The sequence below is a fragment of the Legionella pneumophila subsp. pascullei genome (assembly GCF_900637585.1).
Classification (GTDB): Bacteria; Pseudomonadota; Gammaproteobacteria; order Legionellales; family Legionellaceae; genus Legionella; species Legionella pascullei.
Genome location: NZ_LR134380.1, coordinates 2742720 through 2767983 on the forward strand (window position 1 = coordinate 2742720; position 25264 = coordinate 2767983).

Consider the following 25264-nt stretch of genomic DNA (forward strand, 5'->3'; position numbering starts at 1 on the left):
AGAGTAGAACAGAGTTTAGTTTAATTTAACCTGGCTAACCTCCTCGTGGACCAAGTCTTTGGAGACTTTACGTGCCACAAGGAGCTCTTCCATAGATTTATTGATAATTTTATCCAGTTCACCCATTTCCAGTTTTGAAGTCTTTTTATAATATTCAATTAAATCTTTGCGTGCCTTTCCAAGCTCTTTTATAATCGCATTCACATCATTACCCCTGTCATTTTTATCAAGCTCAATAAGTCTTTCTTGTAATGCACCAGCGATTTGTTTTTTGTCTTCTGAGTGCAATTTAGGAAAGGGAATGTTGAAAAAATTCAAAACATCTTTGACTGAATTCCACAGCCAATTTCTATCTTTATAACTATCCAATCTCTGGATAATTTTATCCGTCATGTTGGTTTCACCATAATGAGCTTTCGATAGTTGATTTAATGTTTGAGATAGAGATTCTAAATTCAGGGTTTTTCGTGGATCCCCTGATAGTAAAAAATTGGGTACTTGGAAATGATTTCTTGTTAATTGACTATCATCTTCCGGTGTGGTGGCTTTGGCATTTAAGTCAATCACCTCTCTTCTTATTTCCCTATATTTCTGTTGACTGTCTTTGCTACCATCGTTGACTATACTATCCATTCTAACCATAGCCTTACGAATTTCTTCTTTTTGAGTATCGGATAGTACCTGATTATGCTGAAGGTGTTCCTGTAGTGCTGTCTTCACTTGTTCACAATATTGTCGTGCATTGGGAGAAATATTATTAATCTGTTGCCAGAGGAAACCTTTTTCATTTTTGGACTCGAGTGTCTGTCTTACCTCGTCCATGGTCTGTTCCAAATGCTTGATTGCTTCGCTATCCGGTTTTGACCTTGATTGTTTGACACATTCTAACAGCAAATTTTTAACTGACTCATTCGTTGAATTCTTCTCATCACAATGATAGTGATAATAATTCGCAATGGAGGTCAGGGAATGTTGTAAATAAGAAAGCCTGTCCTTGACTGGAGGTTGTCTGAAGCTACTTTTTTCGATCCTATCAACGCCCGATGGTTCTGGCAAGGTTCCTGCAAGATTATTCTCACTCATTTGAAAGTGTTTCGCTAATGATGAAAAAAAATGCTCATACCTTGGATCTTCAGATAGAGATTTTAATTCGGCGATAACTTCTTCTTTTTGGGTTTGACCGCCATGATTTTTTTCAAAAAACCAGTTAAATGACTTGGGATACAATTGTTTAAACAATTCCCTGTGCTCTTGATTGACAAACAATCTGGAGTCTTGTACGTAATCTTCTCGCTTGGACAGGATACTGCGTTCATGATATTTTTTGGTCAATTTGGCATAGCCCCATTCATTTTCCTTCATACCACATAACAACTCAAAGCGTTTTTCTGGAGATAATTCTGAGTGAGTTCGAACCTCCTCTTTTTTATCTCCTACCCTGGCAATAATTGATGGAGAAATTCCAACAGAAGGGAGTGAGCCAGTTTCTCTGCAAAAACGATTCATATCATCATGTAATAAGATGGCAGTATGATTCGTGTTGGGATCTTCGATAACACGATTACCAGTATTATGTTCTCCATAATACGGTTTAACAGCCACTTTTGTTTTTTCCGGATCTGCAATCACATACCTTCCTGAATGTTGAGGGTCAAATCCAGGCCTGTATTCATGTAACATCAGGGTTGACTCAAAATGTGCTACATTAGGTGGAACAGTATAAGAATGTGGATCATCGCGTTTCCCAGGTCCAGGCACCTGATCGATAAGAAATAAATTGACCTTGATGTCAGGATGTAATTGATACAGGAGATTCGCCATACGCATACAGGTATCCGCTCCTCGGCTAAACCCATGCAAATTAATTGTTTCAGGCAGTTGACCTCCATTTTTTTCAATGATGTCATTAAGGTAAAGTACCGCCTCAAATAGTAAATGCTCTATACCTTCTCCCGCCAGATTTCCTGTCAGTTTTTGTATGGCATTGGTAATCGTTTGGGAGATTACAGGGCTAATTAATATCTTGGAATTATTTATTGGGTTATAAATGTAAGTACCAGGAATAGGATCTATGCTGTCGATTGATTTTGGTTCTGAACCAGGACCATCAAACATCCTCATTGCCACTGTTGGATTGTCTTTATTGACTTCCGAGATTGTGTTATGAAAACTTGTGAGAATATGATGAACCTTTTCACGATGTTGTCCTGTGCCCAGAAAACTTAGTGTGACTGTTTTTACTTTTTTTTCACGAACGTCTTTTTCGGATGTGCTCATAATATGAATATCAATTTACAGGGGCCCCTTGATATAATTTTAATCCATACGCACAACAAATGCTCTAAAATTAATCAATATGTCTATTTTTATTAAAAATAGATCGATTTAAAACCTGTAATGAGCTAGAATAGTGAGCTTAGCAAGAAGGATACTTAAAACTCAAAATGTCACAACATGGCATAATTAACCAGGCTGCCCACAGGAATTTGCCTTTACCAGGAATAGTTCAATTATCATTAGCAGTTCAATACAAGAATTGCTATCCTTGACTCAATGGTGAAAAGAAGTAAAACAACGATCCATGGAATGAAGATGAAAACAATTCTCAGCATTTTAATTGTTCTGCACGCCACTTCTACTTATGCAGGCCAGCAAGTTTTGGTACTGTCAGGAGGAGATAACCCAGGCCTTAACCACTACACCCAATACCTGCAAACAAAAACTCTTTATGAGCATTTAATCACCCGATTTAATCCTGAAACAGTGAGTATCTATTTTGGAGGAGGTAACACACCAACCGCGCAACCTTCTCCCTTTGATGTGCACAAACTCATTAATACAAAAGATAACCAACAAAACAAAGAAGATGTCATGTTTACCGGCGTTATTGCAAATAACCAGCAAGCCAATAAATACAATGTGGATGCCTTTTTTTTATCTTCCAAAATTCAACAAATCAATCCTGATGATAATTTGCTTCTTTTTGTCAGTGATCATGGCATGCCTCATGGGTTTTTAGAGGATAAAAATAGTAATCCCTACAGTAATAATTGCATTGATCTCTGGCATTATCAAAAACCATTCATTAATAACTTCACTAACGCCAAAAACTTTAGCAAAGCCTGTTTATCCAAAAATGAATTATCGTCACTGCTCGCCTTAATACCAAGCCAACATGTTATTTTTGCCATGTCTCAGTGTTACTCAGGCGGGTTTCATCAATTATCCGTTACAACACAAGATGGATATCCTATAGCTAATTCTAAAGTTTGTGGTTTCACTTCCTCAACGGATGATCACTATGCCAGTGGCTGCACTGCTGATGCCAACGGTGCTACCTATCAAGGATATGAACGTTCTTTTACCGAATGGTACACAGGGCATGGTGTCATTGATGGAAAAAAAATCAGGGAACCGGCTAAAAATATGCTGGTTGCACACCAAAACGCGATCATTGAAGACATGACAGTAGACATTCCTTTAAGTACTTCTGACTATTATTTAATCAAATGGGCCAAATTATTCGCATCAAAACAGTTTAAGTCCCGCACGAAAAATTACGACAATAATACGACTCGCTCCATTTACCTGAATTATAAAGAAAGACTTCAATCCAACAACAATGACGCTCTTTCCCAATTTATCCGTGTGGCCCGTGCTTCTCAAGATAAAATTATCCAGTTAATGCCTGAAGCCACTGAATTTGCCTCTTTATCCTTAACCCAACAAAAACAAAAAATCAGTTCACTGGAAAAGCGATTAGAACAACAAGGCAAGGAATTAGAAGCCGTTTGGGAGGGAATGATGAATCTGACACTGAATGTCATCATGCCAACCTGGGAAAAAACGGTGAATCAATCAAAAAATCAGCCTCTCAATGAGAAGCAACAAACTTTTGAAAAAGAATTTTACCAAACAATTATTAAACTTAATTTATACCAACATCCTTATCAATTTGAAATGTATTATTTACAATATCTGTCAGAAAAACAGAATGATCCTGATTTAGTCAACTATCAAAAAAATCGCAATACCATTATTTACGAATGGGCAAAAACCAATAATGATGAGCTTCTGGCGAATGCCATAAAAAATTGGGAAAAGCTAAACCAAAAACAACTTGCCTTATCTGAACACATTACTGAAGAAGAAAAGAAAAAGCAGTGGTTAAAGCGGATTTTTACCTACAATCAGATCATCGCCGCCTGGGTCACGCTCTTAGCTATCCATGATGAAAAAGCCCTAACTGATCTCGAGGGTTTGTTAAAATGCCAAAATGCCAGTTGAAAAAAATATTGCAGGACAAGATAACAAGATATGATAGCTAAAATAGGAGCATAAGAGGTATCTTATGTCTCTTATGCTAAATTTGACTTTAACCTATAAACAACACTTGACATTGCTCATTGATTTGTTGTCCCTCAATTTGCGGCTTGAAGAGGTTATGGCGATGATGATGTTTTAATCTGGATTGATTTATTTCAGCACATAGATTTTGCAATTCTGGCAGTTGTTGTGTTGTTAAATTAACCGCGACATCAATAATAAATTGAGATGACCTGATAGTATTCTCAATGCTACTCATATATATAGATCTTGATTGATCTTTCCTCTCAACCATCTCATTTCTGAAGTCCAACCTGATTTTTTCTGATGTTTTATCTTGAATTTTTTTGAGAATGATCATTGCACTCTTATAATCACTGGTAGCTTCCGGATGATAGCTTTGGGTTCTAATATGCAAGTAGGGGCGCGACATACTTTTTCCTTCTCTGCCATCAAATATAACCAAATCCTGGATCACCCTATTATGTGGAAATGATTGTTTTAAAAGTTCGATAATATTGGAGAGCATCTCTGCGTTTGCATTAGTATTCTTTTCCTTTTTTAGTGAAAACCAGTGAAGCTCCTGAGGATTTATTTGCTTGACAATGCATACTTTCTGGCCATCTTCAAGTTCTTTGGTTTCTGCTTTTAGACAATCAAGCAACACAAGGCTATCCATCGACCTCAGTAATTGCTGAACACCTGCCTCCTTGGGATCTAAATTTCCTGTACGCAAATCAATGGGAAATTCCTCACTGGATGAATGAAAATAAACTTCAAACTTCACACCCAAAAGAGATTTTAAATCATTCTGTATTTGAATGAGATTAAGTTCTGATTCACGATTTAATAAATCCAACAGCTCAAGAACGGAAAACCATTCCTGTGTCGGTGTCATTAGTTCGTTTTCCTTAAATAAACTAATGAAGTTCTCCGCATCTAGTTTTGAAGAATCGAATGAAATCCCGCGTACATATCCCCTACTCCCTGTCATAGACATGCGAACAAATGTCGTACAAGGGATAATTTTTTGCATTTCCTCCTGATTCAGGGGAATATATCTCTCCAGTTTCTCAACATCACATGCGGTGATAATAAATTCGACTCCATTGTTTCGCAAATTGTGTCCTTCCTCATATTTCACTGCGTTGGCGTCAGACAACGCGACAAGCATAGTCCTTATTTCCTCTATTCTTGCTTTTGATTTTATAGGACCTATCCTTAAATCAGTTGCAGCACCCTCTTCCCAGGATCGACTTGTCGATTGCTCAATTCGCATTAACTCGTTTTCCTTTTCATCCAAATTTAAAAGCTCACGTAGCATGGCTTTGACACGATGAATATAAGGGTTTTGCAATTCATCCAGGGTGGCTAATAACTCGATAATTTCTTTCATCTTTTAAATTCCAAGTAAAGTTCAAGGACTAATCCAAAATAGCTCTTTCTATCTAAAGTCTTCATTTTATTGATCAAGATATTGAACAATAACATAAATAACAACGCATAAAAAGCACAATAATTGTAATTTAAAAGCAATATGTATTCTGCTTAATAAGAAGCCCATGCACCCATAACTGGATCATTAAGACTGTTATACAAAAAGGCTGATGTATTAAATTACCCAGGCAGGTTATTGATAGAAAAATGCAAGAAACTCGCTCGAAGATATTTTTTGATACTCCCAGCTCGACAGATAAAACAGATGGGATATTTTCACAATTTATTTATAAACTTATTAAGGCAAGGTTGTTGTAGTGCATTCACAGCCGCATTTAATTTGAGCATTTGCCGCGATTTCTGCATTGCAAAGGCAATAAATCCCCCCTCCAGTACTGGCACAAAGGTTGGAGCCGGCATTTTGGCAGTTGGTGAGCACAATACTGGAGGCTGATCCATTTACACGACCTTTACAATCAGGGGGCGGAAGACAGTCATCATTCGCATCACAAGTCGCTTTATTGGCGTCTTGGCAATACCTATCTGCAATTTTACTTTTTAATGTTGCATTGGTGACATTGCATGCAGTTGAATTAACACACGCGCCCAATTGCCCTATTGAAAAAGGAGACGATGTAGGGTTTTGTGGAAATGAGTTAGGGGTTGTTCCGGTACAGTTTTGCCCTGAAGGGCTGCGTTTAAGGTTTTGTTGAGAAGATTGTTTCGAGGTATTTTGTGAGTTATTGCTCGCCACAATGCTATTGCCATTTCCATTAAACTCAGCATGGCCAATCTCTGAAAGCATTGTACCAACGAGCAATAAAACGGCCGGTAAAATCCTTTTTGTATTCATTTTATTCCCTTAAACGTTTGGACAGCTATTAAAAGTCTAGGATAATTTTTTAATCCCCTCAAGTTTGCAAGGTGGTGAGGATATAATCATCAATAAACAACAAAGTATCTACATGCATACCTTGGCAAAAAATAGTACTTTAATAGGCATTAAAAATGCCGGGCATTTATCGAATCTTGAACAACCAAAAATTTGGAATCAAGCAATCATCAAACAATTCAAGAAAACTTAAATTTTTAAACCCAAGCAATTAAAAAATACGGAGTCCTGTGCAGGACTCCTGATAATCACACAGGCGCAACAAGAGATTGCTTTTCTTGACACTCTTCCTTACCTGTCAATTGACTTAATTGATTTTTGATATGCAACCAACTGTTAAGATCATATTGAGAACCCAAACTAAGTATAAAAGGTTTAAGAGCATACTGAACCAATAATTTATTGAGCTCATCCATCACATAAGGAGCTAATGAATGATTATTGTATCTGGTGGTGGAATCCGCGAAGAAATGATGAAGCAGTGTCAACAAAGAATCAACCGTACTGGTTGCCCGTGCTTCACTGGCGAGCCCTCCTGCTTTATTTTCTCCTGCCTTGCCATGACGCAACCAGCTAAACCAGCCATAAGCTTCGCTGGGAGTAGTTCCTTCCATTCTTTTATGACTATAGTTGTCAACCGCTCTTGATAGGGCAGCAACCAGTTCCGTCCAAATTGATGTAGAAGATTTATCGACTACTTTTTTTTTATCGTTGGAAACAGATAAAGTAAGCTTTTCTTCCTCTAGCTTTTCTTCTTTGGCAGAAGAAAACAAAGTACTGTCGGAGTTGGTATAACTAAATGAAGAAGGGGGTCTGTGATTGATTTTTGGACGTTCGGTCGTTGGATGAGTCAATCGGGGTTTGAGTGACTCAGAATTGTCCTCTTTTGCATGACTTTCTGATTCTCTAATTAAGGACTCTTGTGATTTTATAGCTTCTTCTAATTTTGCCAAGAGCAATTCTGCTTTTCTTTTTGCAACCAATCCCTTAGGAATATCAGAAGGCTTATTGATAATAGGCTCTGATCGACCGGTATATTTTTCTCTCATATCCACTTCCCTATGTAATGATTTATGAATTTAAATAATTAACTCATGTTAATGCAATATATTGTTTTCTTTCAAGAAATTAATCACTTCGATTCAATCAGAAAATAGAAATACACTGAAACAAAATATTTTGTATTTTTCAGTAACGGAGAAATATCATAGGCCAACTTACTTTCCACAACCTGCAAGAAAAAAGCAGAAGATAAATGGATTCAATATTTAAGGGGGTAAAATCAAATACTTGCGCCAATATCTACTATACTATTAACATTTCATATCACTATAGATAATTCTCATCTGATTACTAAAACAATTATGGACTGGAATAAAAATCTCAAGGATTATGAGAGCAGACTCATTAACATAAAGCCTTTTTTAAAAAAAGGAAAAATCGTTTCTGAACAAAATATAGTTGCCCTTCTTGAAACAGCAATCAAGCCTCATGACAAAGTTTGCCTGGAAGGAGACAATCAGAAACAGGCTGATTTTCTGGCTCGTAGCTTATGCTCAGTGAATCCCCAAAAAATACACGGCTTACATATGCTGCAATCGGCTGTTACCTTATCAGAACATCTTGACCTATTTGAACGAGGAATTGCTGAAAAAATTGATTTTGCATTTTCTGGACCACAATCAACACGTTTGGCAATCATGATCCAGCGTAATCAGGTTAAGATAGGCAATATACATACCTACAATGAGCTATACGCACGTTATGTGATGGATTTGACACCCAATGTTGCCCTAATCACTGCAGAAAAAGCGGATTATCATGGTAATCTGTACACAGGTGCCAACACGGAGGAAACGCCGAGTATTGTTGAAGCAACTGCTTTTAAAAATGGCTTGGTCATTGTACAGGCTAATGAAATAGTCAGGAAACTCCCAAGAATTGACATTCCAGGAGACTGGGTCGATGCCATCGTAAAAGCCCCATCCCCTTCCTACATTGAACCCTTGTTTACAAGAGATCCTGCGCTAATTGACGAAGTAAAAATTCTCATGGCCATGATGGTGATTAAAGGCATTTATGCTCCTTATCAAGTCAATCGATTAAATCATGGAGTTGGTTTTAACACTTGTGCAATTGAACTTATTCTGCCAACTTATGCCCAGTCTCTGGGTTTAAAAGGTAAAATATGCAAACATTGGATGGTCAATCCTCTACCTACTTTAATACCTGCAATTGAAGCAGGATTTATCGAGTCTATCTTTTGTGTGGGAGGTGAGGTAGGGATGAATGAGTTTATTCGCTCCAAACCAGATATCTTTTTTACTGGTCGAGATGGTTCATTACGTTCAAATCGTTTGTATGGGCAACTTGCCGGACATTATGGATGCGATGTATTTATTGGTGCGACCCTTCAAATGGATCCACAAGCGAACAGTTCGACTGCTACCAAAGGAAGAATTGCCGGATTTGGCGGAGCACCCAATATGGGTTGTGATACGTTAGGAAGACGACATTCTTCCTACGCTTGGCTTAAAGCTGGACAAGAAAAGAACTCTCATAATCCTGTAGCAATGCCTCGAGGTCGTAAACTCGTGATACAAATGGTTGAAACATTTCAGGGGGCAGGCAAACCAACTTTTGTAGAAAAACTGGATGCATGGGAATTACAAAAGGAAATGCAAGCTGACCTCCCTCCCATTATGATTTATGGTGATGACATCTCTCATGTCGTTACCGAAGAAGGGATAGCCAATCTGTTATTATGTAAAAATTCAGAACAGCGTGAACAAGCTATTCGCGGAATTGCCGGTTATACTCCTGTAGGTTTAAAACGTGATAAAGCAATAGTCGATGAACTGCGCCATCGTGGTATCATTCAACGACCAGAAGATCTGAACATTTCATTAAAAGAAGCTGATCGCGATTTGCTCGCTGCCAAAAACATCCATGATTTAGTGGAAATTTCGAATGGGCTTTATTGTCCTCCTAACAAATTCAGGAATTGGTAGACCAAGTTATGGATAAGTATCAATACACATTCAGTTTGCCCCAAAAACTCCAAATATCTCCAATGATTAAAGTTGGAGTGGCCGGTTCAGGTAATTTGGAAGTGATTATCAAACCAAACTCAGACTTTGATAAAACGGATATTATTGTAAATACCGTAATCTCTGGTTTTCGAAATACCTGGGATGCTGTAATAGAACGCTTTATTGAGGATTATCCTTATGACGGGCTATCCATTACTCTTAACGATGCAGGCGCCACTCCTCCTGTCGTTTCCTTACGCCTACGTCAGGCAATTGAAACCTACCAAACAGGATATCATAAAAAGGATAGCTACACCGAAACCACCGCGCGCAATAGAATTTATTCATTAGTCGATGAAAACAGTTTTACGGAATTCTTACTCGATAAAGACACACCTAGCCCTACCCTGCCTCAGTTAAACATGCAAGTGGAATCAGACGATGGGGTCATCATTGGTATCGCCAAAATGGATGGAATAGATATAGCCATTGCATCGCAACAAAAGGATTTCATTGGAGGATCCGTAGGAGAAATACATGGTGCCAAAATCAATGGTTTAATCAGGTACGCAATTAAAAATCAACTTCCGGCAATCATTTTTTTGATTGACAGTGGTGGAGTCCGTTTACAAGAGGCGAACGTAGGTGAAATTGAAATTTCTGAAATCATTCGCTCCATCCTGGATGCTCGCTCAGCCGGGATTAAGACCATAGGTGTTATTTGTGGCAATAATGGGGCTTTTGGTGGCATGGGAATCATCAGTGGCACCCTTGATTATCTTATCGTTAATCAAGGAGCGCGTATTGGTGTATCTGGAGCAGAAGTCATCCAAGCAGTAAAAGGAATTGAAGCATTTGATAGCAGTAATCGTCCTTTAGTTTGGCGCGTCTATGGTGGTAGAACCCGTTTTCTTAAATCCGATGTTCAAGGATATACCACCAATAAAATCACGGATATACGCCTGGCTATAACAATTGCCCTTCAAACGCTCTCCGCTGCCCCATCCCTTAGTCTGAATTCTGTTATGGCAGAGCATGAACAACTGCAAAAACGAATTGCTTCAGCCAATAATTGCCGTGAGGAAGGTGAGTGGTTAAAAAACAACCATCCCGAATTATATCAACAAGACATTTTCAATGTTCCTGATCAGCAGTTCCTAGCATTGACTAATAAAGGGAAATAAACGATGTCTAATGAAAAAATTACTTTAAAACAATTAATCGATCATTGTTTTGACACATCGAAAACAAGAATTAAACAGCAAATCGTTTTTGGATCCGGGAAAATAAAGAACCAAAATTTCAACATTGTTGGCACCATTGAAGACACCAGTTTTGGAGTTGACGAATCTATTGAAATGGCTCGATGCATTTTGGATATAGTAAAAAATAACAACACAGATCCTATTGTTCTGTTGACTGATGTCATCGGACAAAAATTATCAGTACGTGATGAATGGCTAGGAATGTATGCTTATTTTGCTCACTTGTTAAAGTGTTTGCATTTGGCACGTCAAAATGGCAATAAAATCATTACCCTCATATACAATCAAGCCATTGGCGGCAGTTTTATCGCATTCGGTATGATGGCAGACAGAATATATGCTTTGAAAACTGCCAAATTGGCAGTGATGTGGCTAGAGGGTATGTCCAAAGTGACCAAGATAGATATCGATGTGTTACGAAAAATCAGCGAAACATCCCCGGTATTTGCCCCCGGTGTAGAAAATTTTAAAAAATTAGGAGGCTTACACCAGGTACTTGATTTGGACGAAGTCTCGCAGCAATTGCTATTGACACTCCAGGAGCCCAATATTAGCCATGATAATCGTGCCAAATTAGGCAAACAATATGGCGGCCGCAAAGAAGCCTATGACATTATAAAAGCCATAGAAAACCTATGAACTATCTCAGACATACACTATGTTATCTTGATAAAAATACGACAACTGCAATCTTACCCTCTCCTGAACAAATTGATTTACTCCAGTATTGGTTAAAATGTGACTATCCCCTTATAGTAACCAGGCAATCTGAGAATATCCCCTGTGGACAAATCCAACTGGCCATTCCCTACTTTATCCCAGCACGAACCCAAAAATTACGCGCCAGCTATGTAGTGGATGACTCTTGGGTAATTAGCACAAAAGCACTCCCTTCTCTTCAAGAGATCTTCCCCTCTTTAGAGCTTGATACAAGCAGCAAAATCCAGGTTTATGGCTCCTACTGCTGGCAACACCTAACCGGGGAGCAATATGTCCAACCTTCTTCTGATCTGGATTTGCTGATATCTTATGACAATCAAACACTCCTTAACTTATCAGCATTGCAAAAACATTTACAAAAAACGCTTAACATTGATTGTATAGACGGTGAAATACGCTTTCCTGCTTTAGGCGAATGTTCTTGGGCAGAATTATTACAAATCCAATCCAGTGATTCCATTTTGTTTAAAACAACAAAAAAAGTCATTTTAGTGAAAAGAGAGAGCTTATATGCAAACTTTCCGACACTCCTTGCCTAATCCATACAAAATTGCCAGATATTTCGCAAAAACAGCAGTTCAAGCACTGTATGATGAAGTAGCCTTGTATCCAAAACCCGGATTAGTCAGTTTTGTTGATAGTGGGGCACATCAAGATATGAATGGGGCTTTATTTTTTCGCAGTCTCTTTGGTTTGCGCCATTATTTTTTCCAGGTTGGTCTGCATACCGCCTTGGGATATTCGCCTAAAAATCTGGTAACATTTGGCTTGAATGCCGAAAAAACCATGCTAAAGATTACTGGTGGGGTCAATACCCATCGAGGAGCTATATTTGCCCTGGGTATATTATGTACTTCGATTTGCAAATTAAGCGCAAAATATCATGCCTTTTCTATCGCAGATCTGCATTATGCGATTATTGATCAATGGGCTCAATACCTGGAAAAGGAACACCAAAACAGAGATACCCATGGTACATTAGTAACGAGAAGATATGCTGTATATGATGCTAAACAAACTGCCATTGAAGGGTATAAACCAGTATTCGATACTTATAATGAATTGTTGAACATGGCTCACGATCAGACATTCTTTGGCTTATTGGCATACCAACGTTTATTATTGACCATTGACGATATCAATATCCTTTATCGTACAGGTCCCGAAGGATTACAATTTGCCCGCTATCATGTTCAACAAGGCATATCTCAAAACAATCGGGAACAATCCATACAAAAAGCCATTGCACTGCATCAATTATTTTCCCAAAAAAACATAAGTCCCGGGGGTGTAGCAGATATGTTAGGCTTAATTTATTTTTTACGTCATGTTTTCTCAAGAGAAGCGAAATGAAACTATTATTTATTTTTGCCGGGCAAGGTTATCATGCTAACAGTTTATTTGATATTTTTCGAACTGATAAAAAGGCAATGAACCTTCTAAAGATAATGTCTTCTGCAGCTGAAATTGACTTCTTACAAAATGACCTTGAAATGACCAATCCGCATTCTGTTCAATCTATTATTGGCGCCTATCAGTTGACTCTTTTTTCAAGACTGCTGCCCCTCTTCACATACCATCAAGTTGACCTGGCTGGTTACAGTTTAGGCGAAATCAGCGCTTTTTTAGGGAGCATTAATGCAAGCCCTCAAGATTCCTTTAAATTATTCAGGTATCGTACCCAACTTATGACATCGATAGTAGATAAAAATATCATTGAAGAATACGATTTGTTGTCTATCGTTGGACAATTTATATTGGAAGATATTCAACCTGTTATTGCAAAACATAACTGCTATATTGCTATTATCAATTCAACACAACACGTGGTGATCGGCGGAAAAATTTCAGATTTAACAAAATTGATCACAGCGCTTTCCCAATATCCTGTAAGACATGCGAAATTTTTAGGAGTTTATCTGCCTTCTCATACGGATTTTTATTCTGATAAGAGCAAACAATTCCAGCAATTTCTGGATGAAAATTATGGTTTTTATTCTCTAAAGTATCCTGTCATCAGCCCGCTAGAACTAAATAAAATATACGATGCCAGGCAAGAAAGAGTTTTGCTTGGCCAAGAGCTATGTACAACACTTCAATGGCATAGAGTTTGCTCTTTAATCGGTGAGTATCAGTACAATTTGATTATAGATCTCGGACCTGGCGATTCAATGACTACTATCTTGACCAAAGCAAACGCAGAATCGTTCAATATACCCCTAATTACTGCATCACACTACAATAGTTTAAAAGGGCTTTGTAACGCCATAACATCGCTTACCTCATCTTATCAATGAGATAATATTCATTAAATTTCGTCCAGTTTAAAAATAAATTGACTTAAACATCTTGTACTTTCAATTCTATTGATTTATTAAAAAGAGATCTCTTACCATAGCGGCTTTGCTCCATCAAGCACAGGGATTTTCTTTGAAAAATTTGTTGTTTCTTGTTTTAGTTATCCTGACTAACTCGCTGATGGCCAAGGAAAACTTGGTCTTTGCTGTCATTGGAGACTATGGTGCCAATTCTCTATCGGAAGCTAAAGTAGCCAGTGTCCTCAAGTCTAAAAATCCCCAGTTTATTCTTACTCTTGGAGATAATAATTACACTCATGGTTGCTGGAAAACCATTGATAAGAATATTGGTAAATATTATCACGAATACATAGGCAATTATCAGGGAAAATATGGAAAAGGCTCAGACGTCAATCGCTTTTTCCCTACTCTGGGAAATCATGACTGGCTTGCTCGAAAGACCTGTTTATATCAGGGAACATTACCCTATTTCAGCTATTTTACCCTTCCTGGAAATCAAAGTTATTATGATTTTGTTCGCGGCCCAATTCATTTTTTTGCCTTGGATAGTGATTCTCATGAACCGGATGGAAGCAAGGAAGGTTCGAAACAACACCAGTGGTTAGTTGCACAAGTACAACAATCAAAAGCTCCTTTTAAAATAGTCTATTTTCATCATGCTCCGTTAAGCTCTGGTAAACATGGTTCTAATACCCGTATGCAATGGAATTTTGCTGCTATGGGTATTGATGTGGTCATGGGAGGTCATGATCATCACTACGAGCGTATCGAACGCAACGGAATTGTTTATTTTGTCAATGGAGCCGGAGGATCTGAGCTTTATTCCTATAAAAAATGGGTGGAAGGAAGCAAATTTTTTTACTCTAAACACCACGGATTTATGCTGATAACAGCTCAGGAGCATGCCATCAAAATCCAATTCATCAATGAAAATGATGAAATTAAGGATGAGATAGTCATTCAAGAAAAAAACAGGGTGCTGGAGAACATCAGGACTTACGATAAACCCCAATTTCCATGTTAAAAACATTTTTTGCCTCGGTTTTCCTTAATATTCACATAACCTTTCTTTGATAAAATGGCAAGATTAAATACTTTTTGTATTATTTGATATCCATATGACGCCTTTGTTTCCAGAAAAAAATACTCCCCTTACTATAAAACAAGGCCCAGTCGATGATTGTTACCTGCTAGTCGCATTAGATTGTATTTTTAACTCTGGAGATGAAGCTCGTCAATTGTTAGCAGCAAAATTTACGCAAACTCCACTTGGGCTAACCGTCCGCATTAAACGAAATAATCAGAGTACCCGACTAGATTCTCAGAAAATGCGTGGCAAATATATCCACGTTTATGATAGAAATACAGATGAAGATGTTTTTTTTATAGGCCAGCAAAAGCTGAAAGAAATTGATAATTCAAAAAAAGGGGTACAAACTAATTCACTTGCAATTAAAGTTTTAGAACGAATCAGTTCCTATTATTACACCGGAGATTGGGATCATACCAATGAATCAGGAAGTCTGACAGCTCATAGCATAAGACAAAGACACATGGAAACTTCCACCCGTTTTGTCGGCAAATTATTAGGTATTCATGCTGAAGATACCGAAGAAATGGATGCAATCATCAAACTCAAATTAATGAACCCCAAAGAAGCCGTTTATATCAGCTTCGCCTATGGTGAGCCAGATGCCAATGGAAAAATTCATGAGCGTCATGCGTTAAGAATAGATAAAGTGGTTACTAAAACAAATGGTGGTTATGATTTTATTTTAGTCAATCCATGGGATAATCAAAAGCAGGAAATATTCAGTTTAGAAGAACTTGAAAAACGAGATTGTCGTTTTTGTACCTTCAGTCTCAATCAACAGAGACATGAAATCACACGTATTTTATTAAAAAATCCAATAGAACAAGGGCAATATATTTTTGCAAACCCAGAATTGTTTAACCTGCTCTTGCAAATGCAAAAGCTAAGCCTGTTATCCGATGCTAAAAACATTCAAGTGTGTATTAATCTTCACAAACAAATGCCTTACTTGGCCTCCCTATACAATTCATTAACATCTGATGAACAAAAAAAGCTGATTCAAGGAATGGTAGACACAAAGGGAGATACAGAAAAATTTATAAAACACCTGATAATTAACGTCCCTCGTCTGGATTTGATTAAAACAATTATTCAACATGAGCCTCTGAAAGACAAAACCGAGAAAACTATAGTTGACCTGGCACTTGAGGCAAAAAAGAAACTTTCTCCAGCACGCATTGTTTTTGAAAACGCGGAATTTTTTACTTTAATCATGAATCGAGCAATTCATCATAAAGCAAACATTCGGGGATGCAGTCAGGAACATGCAAAAAAATTGATTGAATCCAAACTGATTTATTATTATTTTGATAACTTGAGATCAGATAGTCTGACTCGAAATGCCGGGCTAAGTGAATTATTTGCCGCAAAGATTTTCACAAAAACATCCATTGAAGCATGGTTTGCCACCAAACTTTCTTTAGCTCATGTTGATTTGTCTCAGGCATTAAAAACTCTGGGATTTTCTGATCAACGTTCTGGAGCAATGAGCGCACCGGTCCTAAAAAAGCAAACAGATTCCGGGGCTGCTCAGATTGGATTTTTTCCAATTCATACATCCTCACCAGCACTGGTAATAAATAAAACTCCTGCTCCAATCCAGGAACTGGCTACAAAAAAATCATCTGTTCCTACTCTACCATCTATAGTAAAAAAACCTTCTACACCGACTCTACCACTTCAAGGGAACGGATTATCCATTTATAATCCAACCAAGCAAACATCTGTAAAAACACTCCCTCCGTTAAAAGGAGTGCGTATTACACCAATCCCCTAGAGTTTATGGTATACCTATGGTGCTCCAGGTATTTTCTGTTGCCCAAGATAAGTCAGGTTTTGGCTTCTCTAAACTCAGTAACAACTTGATAATGTGGGACTCCAGGAAGAAGAGATTCAAGATCACTTACTTTATGCTAAGATTGATTCAATATTGCAATAACAAAACTCAAATCGACGATCATGCTGAACAAAGACAACCAATTATTGCTTGCTATAGCAGCAGAAGAAATCCCACCCCGTACCAAACCCTCTATTTATCCTGAGCCATTCGCATCCATGATGGCTGGTCGTCAAAAACATCCGTTAGGGGATTTTTTTGGAATAAAAAATTTTGGCGTCAACTTAACAAGATTAGCTCCTGGCGCACAATCCGCTTTGCTGCATAAACATAAACTACAGGAAGAATTTATTTTTATCCTGAAAGGGCAACCAACATTGATAACTGAAACTGCACACATTCAATTACATCCCGGAATGTGTGCAGGATTTACTCCAAATGGCACAGCACATCAACTGGTCAATCGGACAACCAATGAAGTAATTTATCTTGAAATAGGAGATCGAACCCAAGGAGATGAAGTAAATTATCCTGCTGATGATCTTGCGGCAGTGTTTGGTGATGATGGACAATGGCATTTTATGCATAAAAATGGAATGCCTTATTAATAACAAATAATTAGAAAGAAAAAATTATGATAACTAACAACATCAGATTCAATTCGATTATCTTCAGCCTGTTATTTGGTTTATTAAATTTACTCAATATCAACGTACTTCATGCGGATGACACTGGAGAGCAAAATCATCTTAATTTAGAGAATTATTCTCCTCAAACAAAGAAATTATGCCAATCAGTAGCCCATTTATCAGTACCAAGCCAAAACCAGCTTAATGAGGCCAGCAAGGCCTCTCTAAAAAACTGTGATGCGCTTGATCTTTATTATGGTTTTAATGCAGCCCCCGATTATGACAAAGCCTTTCAATGTGCATTAATGAATAAAGATTATAATATCTTGGTCATGGCTTATGCCAATGGTAGAGGAGCCACCTTTAATCCCGATCTTGCCATGCATTTTGCGTGCATGATGGAGGATGCCGCTCCGGCAGAAATGGATGGTCGAATTGCCCATCTTGCACAGATAAAGGAGAATAATAAGAAAACTTCTTTTGATATTTGTGATGACATTACCAGCGGGTATATGATGGGTTGGTGCTCTTCTATTGATCAGCGCTTGGAAGATGCAAAACGCAATAAAAAAATTAAGTCCTTAGTCAGTCAATGGACTAATCAAGAACAACTATTATATCAGCAGGTTAGAAAAACTGCCGAGGTGTATATCCATGATCATTCGATGAATGAAATTGATTTATCAGGAACTGCCAGAGGCGCATTTGCCATCAATGCGCAATTAGGCCTGAATCAACGCTTGTTTGAGCTGTTACAAAAGGTAGATCGATGCGAGACTCCTCTAGCGACAACAAAGCAATATGAGGAATTGGATAAACAATTGAATCGTATCTATAAAAAGTTGATGGCAGATACTTCCTCTTTTCAAGACACAACTATTACCAAAGAAGGTATTAAAAAAACCGAGATAGCCTGGATTAAATATAGAGATGCCTGGATTCAACTTGCTCGTGCGAAATGTCCCAAGATTAGCGCAGAAAGCTGGCAAGTGCTCTTGATTCAAGACCGCATTAAATTGCTCAATGAAATTCTTGAGCTAGCTGAATAAATCATGTTATTGACTATCAAATAAAGCGAGTAATCAATGACGCGAAATTCAGTGAAAACAGTATGTATCTTTTTATCGATAATCCTTTATGTCATTGCCTTGTGCTTGCCCGCGGCAATAATCCCTGATTTTGAACGAGGGATACATCAAACACATTATGGATTTGAAATCTTAATAACAGGGTGGATGGGTTTTCTAGCATGGCAGCCTGCTTGGCTGGCAAACCTCTTGTATCTATTTTCATTACTGACCTATGGTTCCAAAAACAGCTATCGTTTTGGTGCCACCGCTTTTATTCTTGCCTTGCTTTCACCATTCATTCTTGTAGAAAAATTATTAATCGGATTTTACGTATGGCTTGCCAGTTTTGCTGTCTTACTATACGGGAATAATTTGCATGAAATTCCTGTAGAATAGATTTAAGATTAATGAGTTGATTTCCTATTCATTGAATATCAACGAAATCATTAAAGCCCCATATTAAGAAATGAGGCTTATTTTTACATCCAGATTTGAAAAGTAATCACTCTATGCATTGGATCCAGCTATTTTTTTAAAACGATCATGTCCTATGAAACGAGCACCAGGGCCTTCATGAGTGATGTCCTGAGCTTGATGAGTCAAAATGGAAATGGTATCAATGATGTTTCCTTTTTTAGTGAAATTGCCACTAAAACTTAATACAGATCCACACTTAGGATAAACAACACTGAAGGTCACAGTGTTACCTACAGCATACCCGGTAATCGGTCTTTTTTGGCCAATTGCCTGCGGACAAGATTTAGAAGCAACAGCCGTAGTAAAATAGCCTTCCACTTTATTATCAGCTAGAGTTTTCATCTCTAAAACTGAGCCACGGGTATTTTTAAAGGTTAGAACGTCTTGTTGAGCGTAATTAGGCAAACTAATCAATGCGGAGGCTACAAAAATACTGCCACACAACCATTTCATTTTCATTAATAACTCCTGAAACTTAAATAATGTTCATTCAAAACGCCAAAAATGTTATTTCTGGCTAACCTATTTTATTACATAAAGTATTTATTGTATCTCTGTGAAATCACGGAGGATTACGATTAAATTTGACTGCCAATCCTGCTCGGTTTTCACCTTAATTTCAAGAAATGAATCCATTGAAATAAATGGGCTAAAGCTACCCGAATTGTAGAATAGCATTTTGAATCAATTAAAAATCGCTCAATATTCTAAAACTGAATTTGGTGATTCTAGCCAATCCCAATGCAGTGAAACAAAGTACGGGGGTAGCTAAATTCAATGGTCCGGGCATCCATTGTGCTGTCAGAATGCCAATTAGGCCCGCAAGACCAAATTGGCAAGCACCTAACAGAGCGGTAGCGACACCAGCTTGCTGTTCAAAATCTTTTAAGGCAAGCGCTGTTGCTGTACCCATACTAATACCAATGCCTACAGTCAAGCAAAGCATAGGAAGCATAAAACTTAAAATACTGGATTGATGAAGATTAAGAGCAATCATAAAAAAGCATGACAAAATCATTAGCACCAGGCCCCAACGAACTATCCTTGCCAATGAGTGAGAATAAGTAAGACGAGCGGCCATCATATTAGCGATGAATACTGTCATTGCATTCAAACCAAACCAGAAACCATATTCAGTCGCACTCAGGTGTAGTTGTGTGATCAAAATACCTGGTGATAGAGCACAAAACAAATACAATCCCAGTAAACTGGCTGATGCAATCAATGTGTATTGGCGAAAATCAGAGTTATCTATTATCTGCCTCATCACTTGGTGTACCCTCATCTGGGCTAGCTCTGGTTTGGGATAATGATAATCGGGGATGTAACAGAAGGCTATGCCACTTATTAACACCCCAAGCAAGGTTAAAAAGTAGAATCCACTATGCCAATCCTGTGTCATATCCAGCAATAATCCCCCGATTACCGGAGCAGAACTGGCAACCATTGAATTGGTCCCAGACAAGATACTAAACAAGCGAGCACAGGTATTCGTTGAGAAATTATCTCGAACTATAATAAAGCACAGCAAATAGGTTCCACAGGCTCCAGCTGCCTGAATTATACGGGCAAAAATTAATGTCGGTAGTGTCGGGGCTAACGCGGAGATCAACGATCCCGCAAGAAAAAGAAGTGCCATACTCAAGGCTATCTTTCGGCGGCCAAAACGATCGGCCAAAGGGCCAATCAATAATTGTCCCAAAGCTACAGTGAGCATAAACAAGTAAAGAGTAGCCTGCATCGTTGTACTGTCGGTCTTGAAAAAACGGTTCATTTCTGGAATTGCAGGCACAAAAACATCCATAGCAAAAGAAATACTGATAATGAGGGGAAATAATCGAAAAAGGCTTTGTCTTTCTGTCCAACCAATAGAATTCAATTAATGGTATTCCTGTTAAAATACTTATTATAAAAAATACAAAAAGCGCTTAATAATAACAGATTTACACTGACTATTACAAAGTAACCTTTTAAATCGATACATTAGCCATACTTCCCTTGGACTAGGTATCAAATGACAAATTTGTGTAAAATATATTCTATTAAAACCACACTAAATATTAAATAATATATAATTTAAATAGATTTAAAATGAATTGTGTTAGAGATGCCATGGAAACTGAAGAAGATAAAGTAAAGCAGTCAAATATCAAGCGATTTAAAGAATTGCATCATCAAAAAGAACGGCAACTTCAGGAAGAGGAAGAGTATAATCGACTTTTCAATCAATTAAGAGATGAGATAATTGCTCATCCAGAATCTTTGAAAGAAGAGGTCGAACTCAATTATATTTTTTCTGAGGGAGCTAAACCAGATCTGATTGAGCTTTTAAAAGATTACAAAGATGAATTTGGTAAGGAGCCTATACCCCATGAGGGTGGGTTTGCACTTAGTTTTAATAGCAAGGAAGAGGCTGTTGATTTTTTTAAATCTCAATCTGAAAAAGGTCGTGCATTTGACATGTATAATCCGAGTATAGATCATCGTGTTTATTCAGATGGTAAAGGGGTATTTGTTCACGGTACAAATGCTGAAGTTATGGATTATCTTAAAAATAAAGAAAAGTATGAAGTGGGTAAAGATGGAGCGCTAGCCAAAATAGATAATATGGAACACGGTATGTCAATGCAGTAGTTGTCTGTCAAGAACATTGTTTTAAGAAATATCCTGGCATTCTTATGAGGATTTATGTTTTGCAATTTCCTTGGCAAAACGATCCATAAATCCTTGCAGAAAATTGCGCGTAGCCTCTATGGTAATGGAATAATTGTTATCAATCAGTCCATCTTTATAAACAAGATAAATTTCCGGTTGCCCAAAATAAACTCCATCAATTGCAACCATTATGCTTCGCAAATGCGATTGAGCAACAGCAGTTCCAATAACTCCAGGACTCGTTCCAATAGCTGCCATTAGTTTTCCTGCCCATACATTTTTTCCGTATGGCCTGGTTCCCCAATCTATAATATTCTTCAATACACCAGGTATCGAGCGGTTATATTCCGGGGTCACGAATAAAACAGCATCTGCTTCCGTAATTTCTTTTTTTAACCGCATGACTGATTCAGGTAAATTATTATCAAGATCCTGGTTATAAAGAGGAATATCATCTATTTTAATATGAGATAGCTGAAATGTAGGATGCTGAAGCTTCTCCAGGGCAAACGCTAATTTACGATTAAAAGACTCTTTACGAAGGCTTCCGACAATCACAGCTACTTTGAACATAAATTTTTCCTTAAATTTATTGATACAAAAGGAATTAATCGATTTATCAATGATTATGCATTAAAAAGTAGTTATTAAACAAGACGTATTCTTGCTGCGCCAATATTCAATATTATTTGAGAAAAATACTAATAAGCTATTGATATATAAGGAATTCATAATGGGAATATTAATTGATGGCATTTGGCATGATGAAAATAATATAAACACAGACAAAGAGGGTCATTTTCTTCGCACTGAATCCGGTTTCCGTCAGCACATTACTGCAAATGGAGCAAGTGGATTTAAAGCAGAACCTGATAGATATCATTTATACCTATCTTATGCTTGTCCCTGGGCATGCCGAACATTAATCATGAGAAAACTGAAAGGATTGGAAAAAATTATTTCTGTTTCCTTTTCAGATCCAGTGATGGGGAAAAATGGCTGGAGTTACGGCGAATCAGGTAATGAAACAAAAGATGAAATCAATCATATCCATTATCTCAAGGAATTGTATTTGGCTGCCAGAAAAGACTATACCGGTAGAGTAACAGTTCCCGTTTTATGGGACAAAGACAAGAAAACAATAGTCAATAATGAATCATCAGAAATCATGCGCATGTTGAATAGCGAATTTAATGCCTTTAGTTCCACAGATTATGACTATTATCCAAAACAATGGCGCCAAAAAATTGATGAGATTAATCGGCTTGTCTATGAAAATATTAACAATGGGGTTTACAAGTGCGGCTTCGCTAAATCTCAAAAAGCTTATGAAGAAGCATTTGACGCTTTATTTAAAACATTAAATCAAATAGAAAACATATTGGCAATACAACGATATTTGATAGGAGAGCAACTCACAGAAGCGGACTGGCGTTTGTTTACAACCTTAATTCGCTTCGATGCCGTGTATCATGGTCATTTCAAATGCAACTTGCAGCGGATTATCGACTATCCACATTTATCCAATTATTTACGAGAACTTTATCAATTTCCTGGTATAAAGGAAACTGTAAATTTTGATCATATCAAACAACATTATTATCGTAGCCATTTAAGCATTAATCCTACGGGAATTGTTCCTAAGGGTCCAAAATTAAATTTGGATGAACCACATAACCGCTATTAACTTTGATAAATTTTTCAATAGCTACAAATAAGGATAAAAAAACATGCAAAAAATCACTCCATGTCTCTGGTTCGATGATAATGCTGAAGAAGCAGTGAAGTTTTATATCTCGATTTTCAAATATGGGAGTATTGAAAAAATTTCTTATTATGGCAGTGAAGGATTTGAATTTCATAAAAAGCCAACAGGCAGTGTGATGACAATCCTCTTTAATTTGAATGGACAAAAATACTTAGCGCTTAATGGAGGCCCTGGATTTCAATTTAACGAATCCATCTCACTGATGGTCAATTGCGATACTCAAGAAGAGTTGGATTACTTCTGGAAAGAGCTCTCAGCGGGTGGAGAAGAAGGCCCTTGTGGCTGGGTCAAAGACAAATTTGGATTATCTTGGCAGATAGTCCCCAGTATCTTGGCTGAATTACTGAGTGACCATCAAAGGTCAGAAAAAGTAATGAGAGTGCTTCTGCAAATGAAAAAAATGGATATCGCAAAGCTGAAAGCTGCAGCAGATTAATATAGGACTTACAAAAAACACCAAGACCGAAGCAAAAAATGACTTTTAACAAAGAAATTCGGGCTGCATAAGTCCCGCAATAATCAATCAAAGGAGAATATATGAAACCGCTAATACCTTACCTTCTTTTCAACGGTTCCTGTCGAGAAGCAATGACATTTTATCAGGATTGTTTTGGAGGAGAATTAGAACTAATGACCTATGGTGATTCACCTGAAGGGACTTGTGATAAAAAAGCTGATAAAAACGAAATCATGCATGCTTGTTTAAGAAAAGACAGTTTCATTCTGATGGCATCTGATTGGCCCGGTGGTGAGGCAAAACAAGGCAATAATGTGCATCTCAACATTGATTGCAGCACGAAATCAGAAATTGAAACCCTGTTTAAAAAACTCAGCCAGGAAGGAACAGTAGTACAACCACTTGCCGATACTTTTTGGGGGGCGCACTTCGGCATGCTGATTGATAAGTACAATATACACTGGATGTTAAATTATTCTTTGAAACAATAGAAATCAAAATAAAAAGTTCGATCGACAATTTTTGAGCAATTGATGCTATTTCACTACATCGTAAATCCCCTATGACAAGCAAAATACTAATCATATAGGGATTTACTCCATGACATTATTTACGGTCATAAATACATGAGATGGTTTCTTGTTTAATATCATCTAACGTATTTCCTGTTTGAAAATGCTGCCCTTTGACCACCAGTTGCTCTTGCTCCAATGCCATAGAAACCTTACTAAAAAACACATTCAGACTTCCGGTTTCATTGATGAACAAATGATAATTAATAAAAATTAATGCTGTGTTATCATGATTCCATCTCACAGTGGTATTGCCGCTTTCGGATAAAGATAAACGAGAGGATGACTCTGCTCGGACTTCACCCAGAATATATTTTTCTTCCATAAATCCATATGAAATAGAAATGTGATCTCGAGTATGTTTGATAGTTAAACCCACAGCCGGATTATTATCACATTGCCCGCTCCATATGCCAGAAAAATCTATTTGACTTTTTTTGATTTCATCATGAGCCCTATATCTCAGTTTGTTATTATTTCTGAAATCATTCTCATGCTCAAACCAGGGAAGAGCTGAAACTTGATTCATAAAACCGACGAAAAAGAATAGAGCTTTAAAAAAATATCTTATCATTTCTGACTTCCTTATCAGTAGATAGGTTTGTACAGAATACTACTTCTTCTGTTTAACCGAAATCGAATTCATAATATCATTGACTTCGAGCTTTTTAAGGAATATTTGACTAAATAGTGCCAAAGGCTCCTGGTTTTTGGCT

Annotated in this window: 24 protein-coding genes; 16 read left to right on the forward strand and 8 right to left on the reverse strand. The window is 37.5% G+C overall.

All coding sequences use genetic code 11. The features are described from left to right. Nucleotides 1–15: 15 nt before the first annotated feature. Entirely contained in the window at nucleotides 16–2277 is a 2262-nt protein-coding gene (locus EL201_RS12310) for a Dot/Icm T4SS effector Lem25 family protein (RefSeq protein WP_027222528.1), read from the reverse strand. Nucleotides 2278–2592: 315 nt separating this feature from the next. Here EL201_RS12310 and EL201_RS12315 point away from each other — a divergent pair, with 315 nt between their 5' ends. Next, complete coding sequence (locus EL201_RS12315; protein WP_027222529.1) at nucleotides 2593–4287, forward strand: hypothetical protein; 1695 nt, start codon at nucleotides 2593–2595, stop codon at nucleotides 4285–4287. 88 nt (nucleotides 4288–4375) lie between these two features. On the opposite strand, the gene EL201_RS12320 is transcribed toward EL201_RS12315, so the two are convergent. From EL201_RS12320 to EL201_RS12335, 3 genes are all read right to left on the reverse strand, one after another. After that, nucleotides 4376–5722, reverse strand: a complete 1347-nt coding sequence (locus EL201_RS12320) for a hypothetical protein (RefSeq protein WP_027222530.1) — start codon at nucleotides 5720–5722, stop codon at nucleotides 4376–4378. Between the two features lie 339 nt (nucleotides 5723–6061). Further along, nucleotides 6062–6616 (reverse strand): hypothetical protein, encoded by a 555-nt coding sequence (locus EL201_RS12325; protein WP_027222531.1) that lies wholly within the window; start codon nucleotides 6614–6616, stop codon nucleotides 6062–6064. A gap of 287 nt (nucleotides 6617–6903) precedes the next feature. Next, complete coding sequence (locus EL201_RS12335) at nucleotides 6904–7710, reverse strand: hypothetical protein (RefSeq protein ID WP_080273113.1); 807 nt, start codon at nucleotides 7708–7710, stop codon at nucleotides 6904–6906. A 309-nt stretch (nucleotides 7711–8019) separates the two neighbouring features. Here EL201_RS12335 and mdcA point away from each other — a divergent pair, with 309 nt between their 5' ends. From mdcA to EL201_RS12390, 11 genes are all read left to right on the forward strand, one after another. Then, complete coding sequence (gene mdcA, locus EL201_RS12340; protein ID WP_027222533.1) at nucleotides 8020–9666, forward strand: malonate decarboxylase subunit alpha; 1647 nt, start codon at nucleotides 8020–8022, stop codon at nucleotides 9664–9666. Nucleotides 9667–9674: 8 nt separating this feature from the next. Then, complete coding sequence (mdcD, locus tag EL201_RS12345; protein WP_027222534.1) at nucleotides 9675–10871, forward strand: biotin-independent malonate decarboxylase subunit beta; 1197 nt, start codon at nucleotides 9675–9677, stop codon at nucleotides 10869–10871. A gap of 3 nt (nucleotides 10872–10874) precedes the next feature. After that, on the forward strand, nucleotides 10875–11591 hold the full coding sequence (gene mdcE / locus EL201_RS12350; RefSeq protein WP_027222535.1) for a biotin-independent malonate decarboxylase subunit gamma: 717 nt from the start codon (nucleotides 10875–10877) through the stop codon (nucleotides 11589–11591). Continuing rightward, nucleotides 11588–12211, forward strand: a complete 624-nt coding sequence (gene mdcG, locus EL201_RS12355) for a malonate decarboxylase holo-[acyl-carrier-protein] synthase (protein ID WP_027222536.1) — start codon at nucleotides 11588–11590, stop codon at nucleotides 12209–12211. Before mdcE ends, mdcG begins: the two co-directional genes overlap by 4 nt. Further along, nucleotides 12183–13025 (forward strand): triphosphoribosyl-dephospho-CoA synthase MdcB, encoded by an 843-nt coding sequence (gene mdcB, locus EL201_RS12360; protein ID WP_027222537.1) that lies wholly within the window; start codon nucleotides 12183–12185, stop codon nucleotides 13023–13025. Before mdcG ends, mdcB begins: the two co-directional genes overlap by 29 nt. Then, nucleotides 13022–13969 (forward strand): malonate decarboxylase subunit epsilon, encoded by a 948-nt coding sequence (gene mdcH, locus EL201_RS12365; RefSeq protein ID WP_027222538.1) that lies wholly within the window; start codon nucleotides 13022–13024, stop codon nucleotides 13967–13969. Before mdcB ends, mdcH begins: the two co-directional genes overlap by 4 nt. A 133-nt stretch (nucleotides 13970–14102) precedes the next feature. Beyond that, on the forward strand, nucleotides 14103–15014 hold the full coding sequence (locus tag EL201_RS12370) for a metallophosphoesterase family protein (protein ID WP_231955071.1): 912 nt from the start codon (nucleotides 14103–14105) through the stop codon (nucleotides 15012–15014). Nucleotides 15015–15108: 94 nt separating this feature from the next. After that, nucleotides 15109–16860 carry a hypothetical protein gene (locus tag EL201_RS12375; RefSeq protein ID WP_027222539.1) on the forward strand — a complete coding sequence of 584 codons (1752 nt, stop codon included), beginning with the start codon at nucleotides 15109–15111 and terminating at the stop codon, nucleotides 16858–16860. A 182-nt stretch (nucleotides 16861–17042) separates the two neighbouring features. Continuing rightward, nucleotides 17043–17528, forward strand: a complete 486-nt coding sequence (locus tag EL201_RS12380) for a cupin domain-containing protein (protein WP_027222540.1) — start codon at nucleotides 17043–17045, stop codon at nucleotides 17526–17528. Nucleotides 17529–17554: 26 nt separating this feature from the next. Beyond that, nucleotides 17555–18598, forward strand: a complete 1044-nt coding sequence (locus EL201_RS12385) for a lysozyme inhibitor LprI family protein (RefSeq protein WP_027222541.1) — start codon at nucleotides 17555–17557, stop codon at nucleotides 18596–18598. Nucleotides 18599–18634: 36 nt separating this feature from the next. Beyond that, the gene (locus tag EL201_RS12390) at nucleotides 18635–19015 is read left to right on the forward strand and encodes a hypothetical protein (protein ID WP_027222542.1); all 381 of its coding nucleotides are present in this window, start codon (nucleotides 18635–18637) and stop codon (nucleotides 19013–19015) included. A 111-nt stretch (nucleotides 19016–19126) separates the two neighbouring features. Here the strand turns inward: EL201_RS12390 and EL201_RS12395 are convergent, their stop codons facing one another. After that, the gene (locus tag EL201_RS12395) at nucleotides 19127–19555 is read right to left on the reverse strand and encodes an avidin/streptavidin family protein (RefSeq protein WP_080273115.1); all 429 of its coding nucleotides are present in this window, start codon (nucleotides 19553–19555) and stop codon (nucleotides 19127–19129) included. A 229-nt stretch (nucleotides 19556–19784) separates the two neighbouring features. Beyond that, nucleotides 19785–20975: a multidrug effflux MFS transporter gene (locus EL201_RS12400; protein ID WP_027222544.1), complete on the reverse strand. Its 1191-nt coding sequence runs from the start codon at nucleotides 20973–20975 to the stop codon at nucleotides 19785–19787. A 233-nt stretch (nucleotides 20976–21208) separates the two neighbouring features. On the opposite strand from EL201_RS12400, the gene EL201_RS12405 reads away from it, so the two are divergent. After that, nucleotides 21209–21730, forward strand: a complete 522-nt coding sequence (locus EL201_RS12405; protein ID WP_027222545.1) for a hypothetical protein — start codon at nucleotides 21209–21211, stop codon at nucleotides 21728–21730. 42 nt (nucleotides 21731–21772) lie between these two features. Here EL201_RS12405 and EL201_RS12410 read toward each other — a convergent pair whose 3' ends face one another. After that, nucleotides 21773–22324, reverse strand: coding sequence for an NADPH-dependent FMN reductase (locus EL201_RS12410; RefSeq protein WP_027222546.1), 552 nt, complete (start codon nucleotides 22322–22324; stop codon nucleotides 21773–21775). A gap of 160 nt (nucleotides 22325–22484) precedes the next feature. Between EL201_RS12410 and EL201_RS12415 the strand changes: the two genes are divergently transcribed. From EL201_RS12415 to EL201_RS12425, 3 genes are all read left to right on the forward strand, one after another. Then, on the forward strand, nucleotides 22485–23438 hold the full coding sequence (locus EL201_RS12415) for a glutathione S-transferase family protein (protein WP_027222547.1): 954 nt from the start codon (nucleotides 22485–22487) through the stop codon (nucleotides 23436–23438). Between the two features lie 43 nt (nucleotides 23439–23481). Next, complete coding sequence (locus EL201_RS12420; protein WP_027222548.1) at nucleotides 23482–23955, forward strand: VOC family protein; 474 nt, start codon at nucleotides 23482–23484, stop codon at nucleotides 23953–23955. Between the two features lie 101 nt (nucleotides 23956–24056). Then, nucleotides 24057–24467: a VOC family protein gene (locus EL201_RS12425; protein ID WP_027222549.1), complete on the forward strand. Its 411-nt coding sequence runs from the start codon at nucleotides 24057–24059 to the stop codon at nucleotides 24465–24467. Between the two features lie 115 nt (nucleotides 24468–24582). On the opposite strand, the gene EL201_RS12430 is transcribed toward EL201_RS12425, so the two are convergent. Further along, nucleotides 24583–25140, reverse strand: coding sequence for a hypothetical protein (locus EL201_RS12430; RefSeq protein WP_080273117.1), 558 nt, complete (start codon nucleotides 25138–25140; stop codon nucleotides 24583–24585). Nucleotides 25141–25264: the final 124 nt, after the last annotated feature.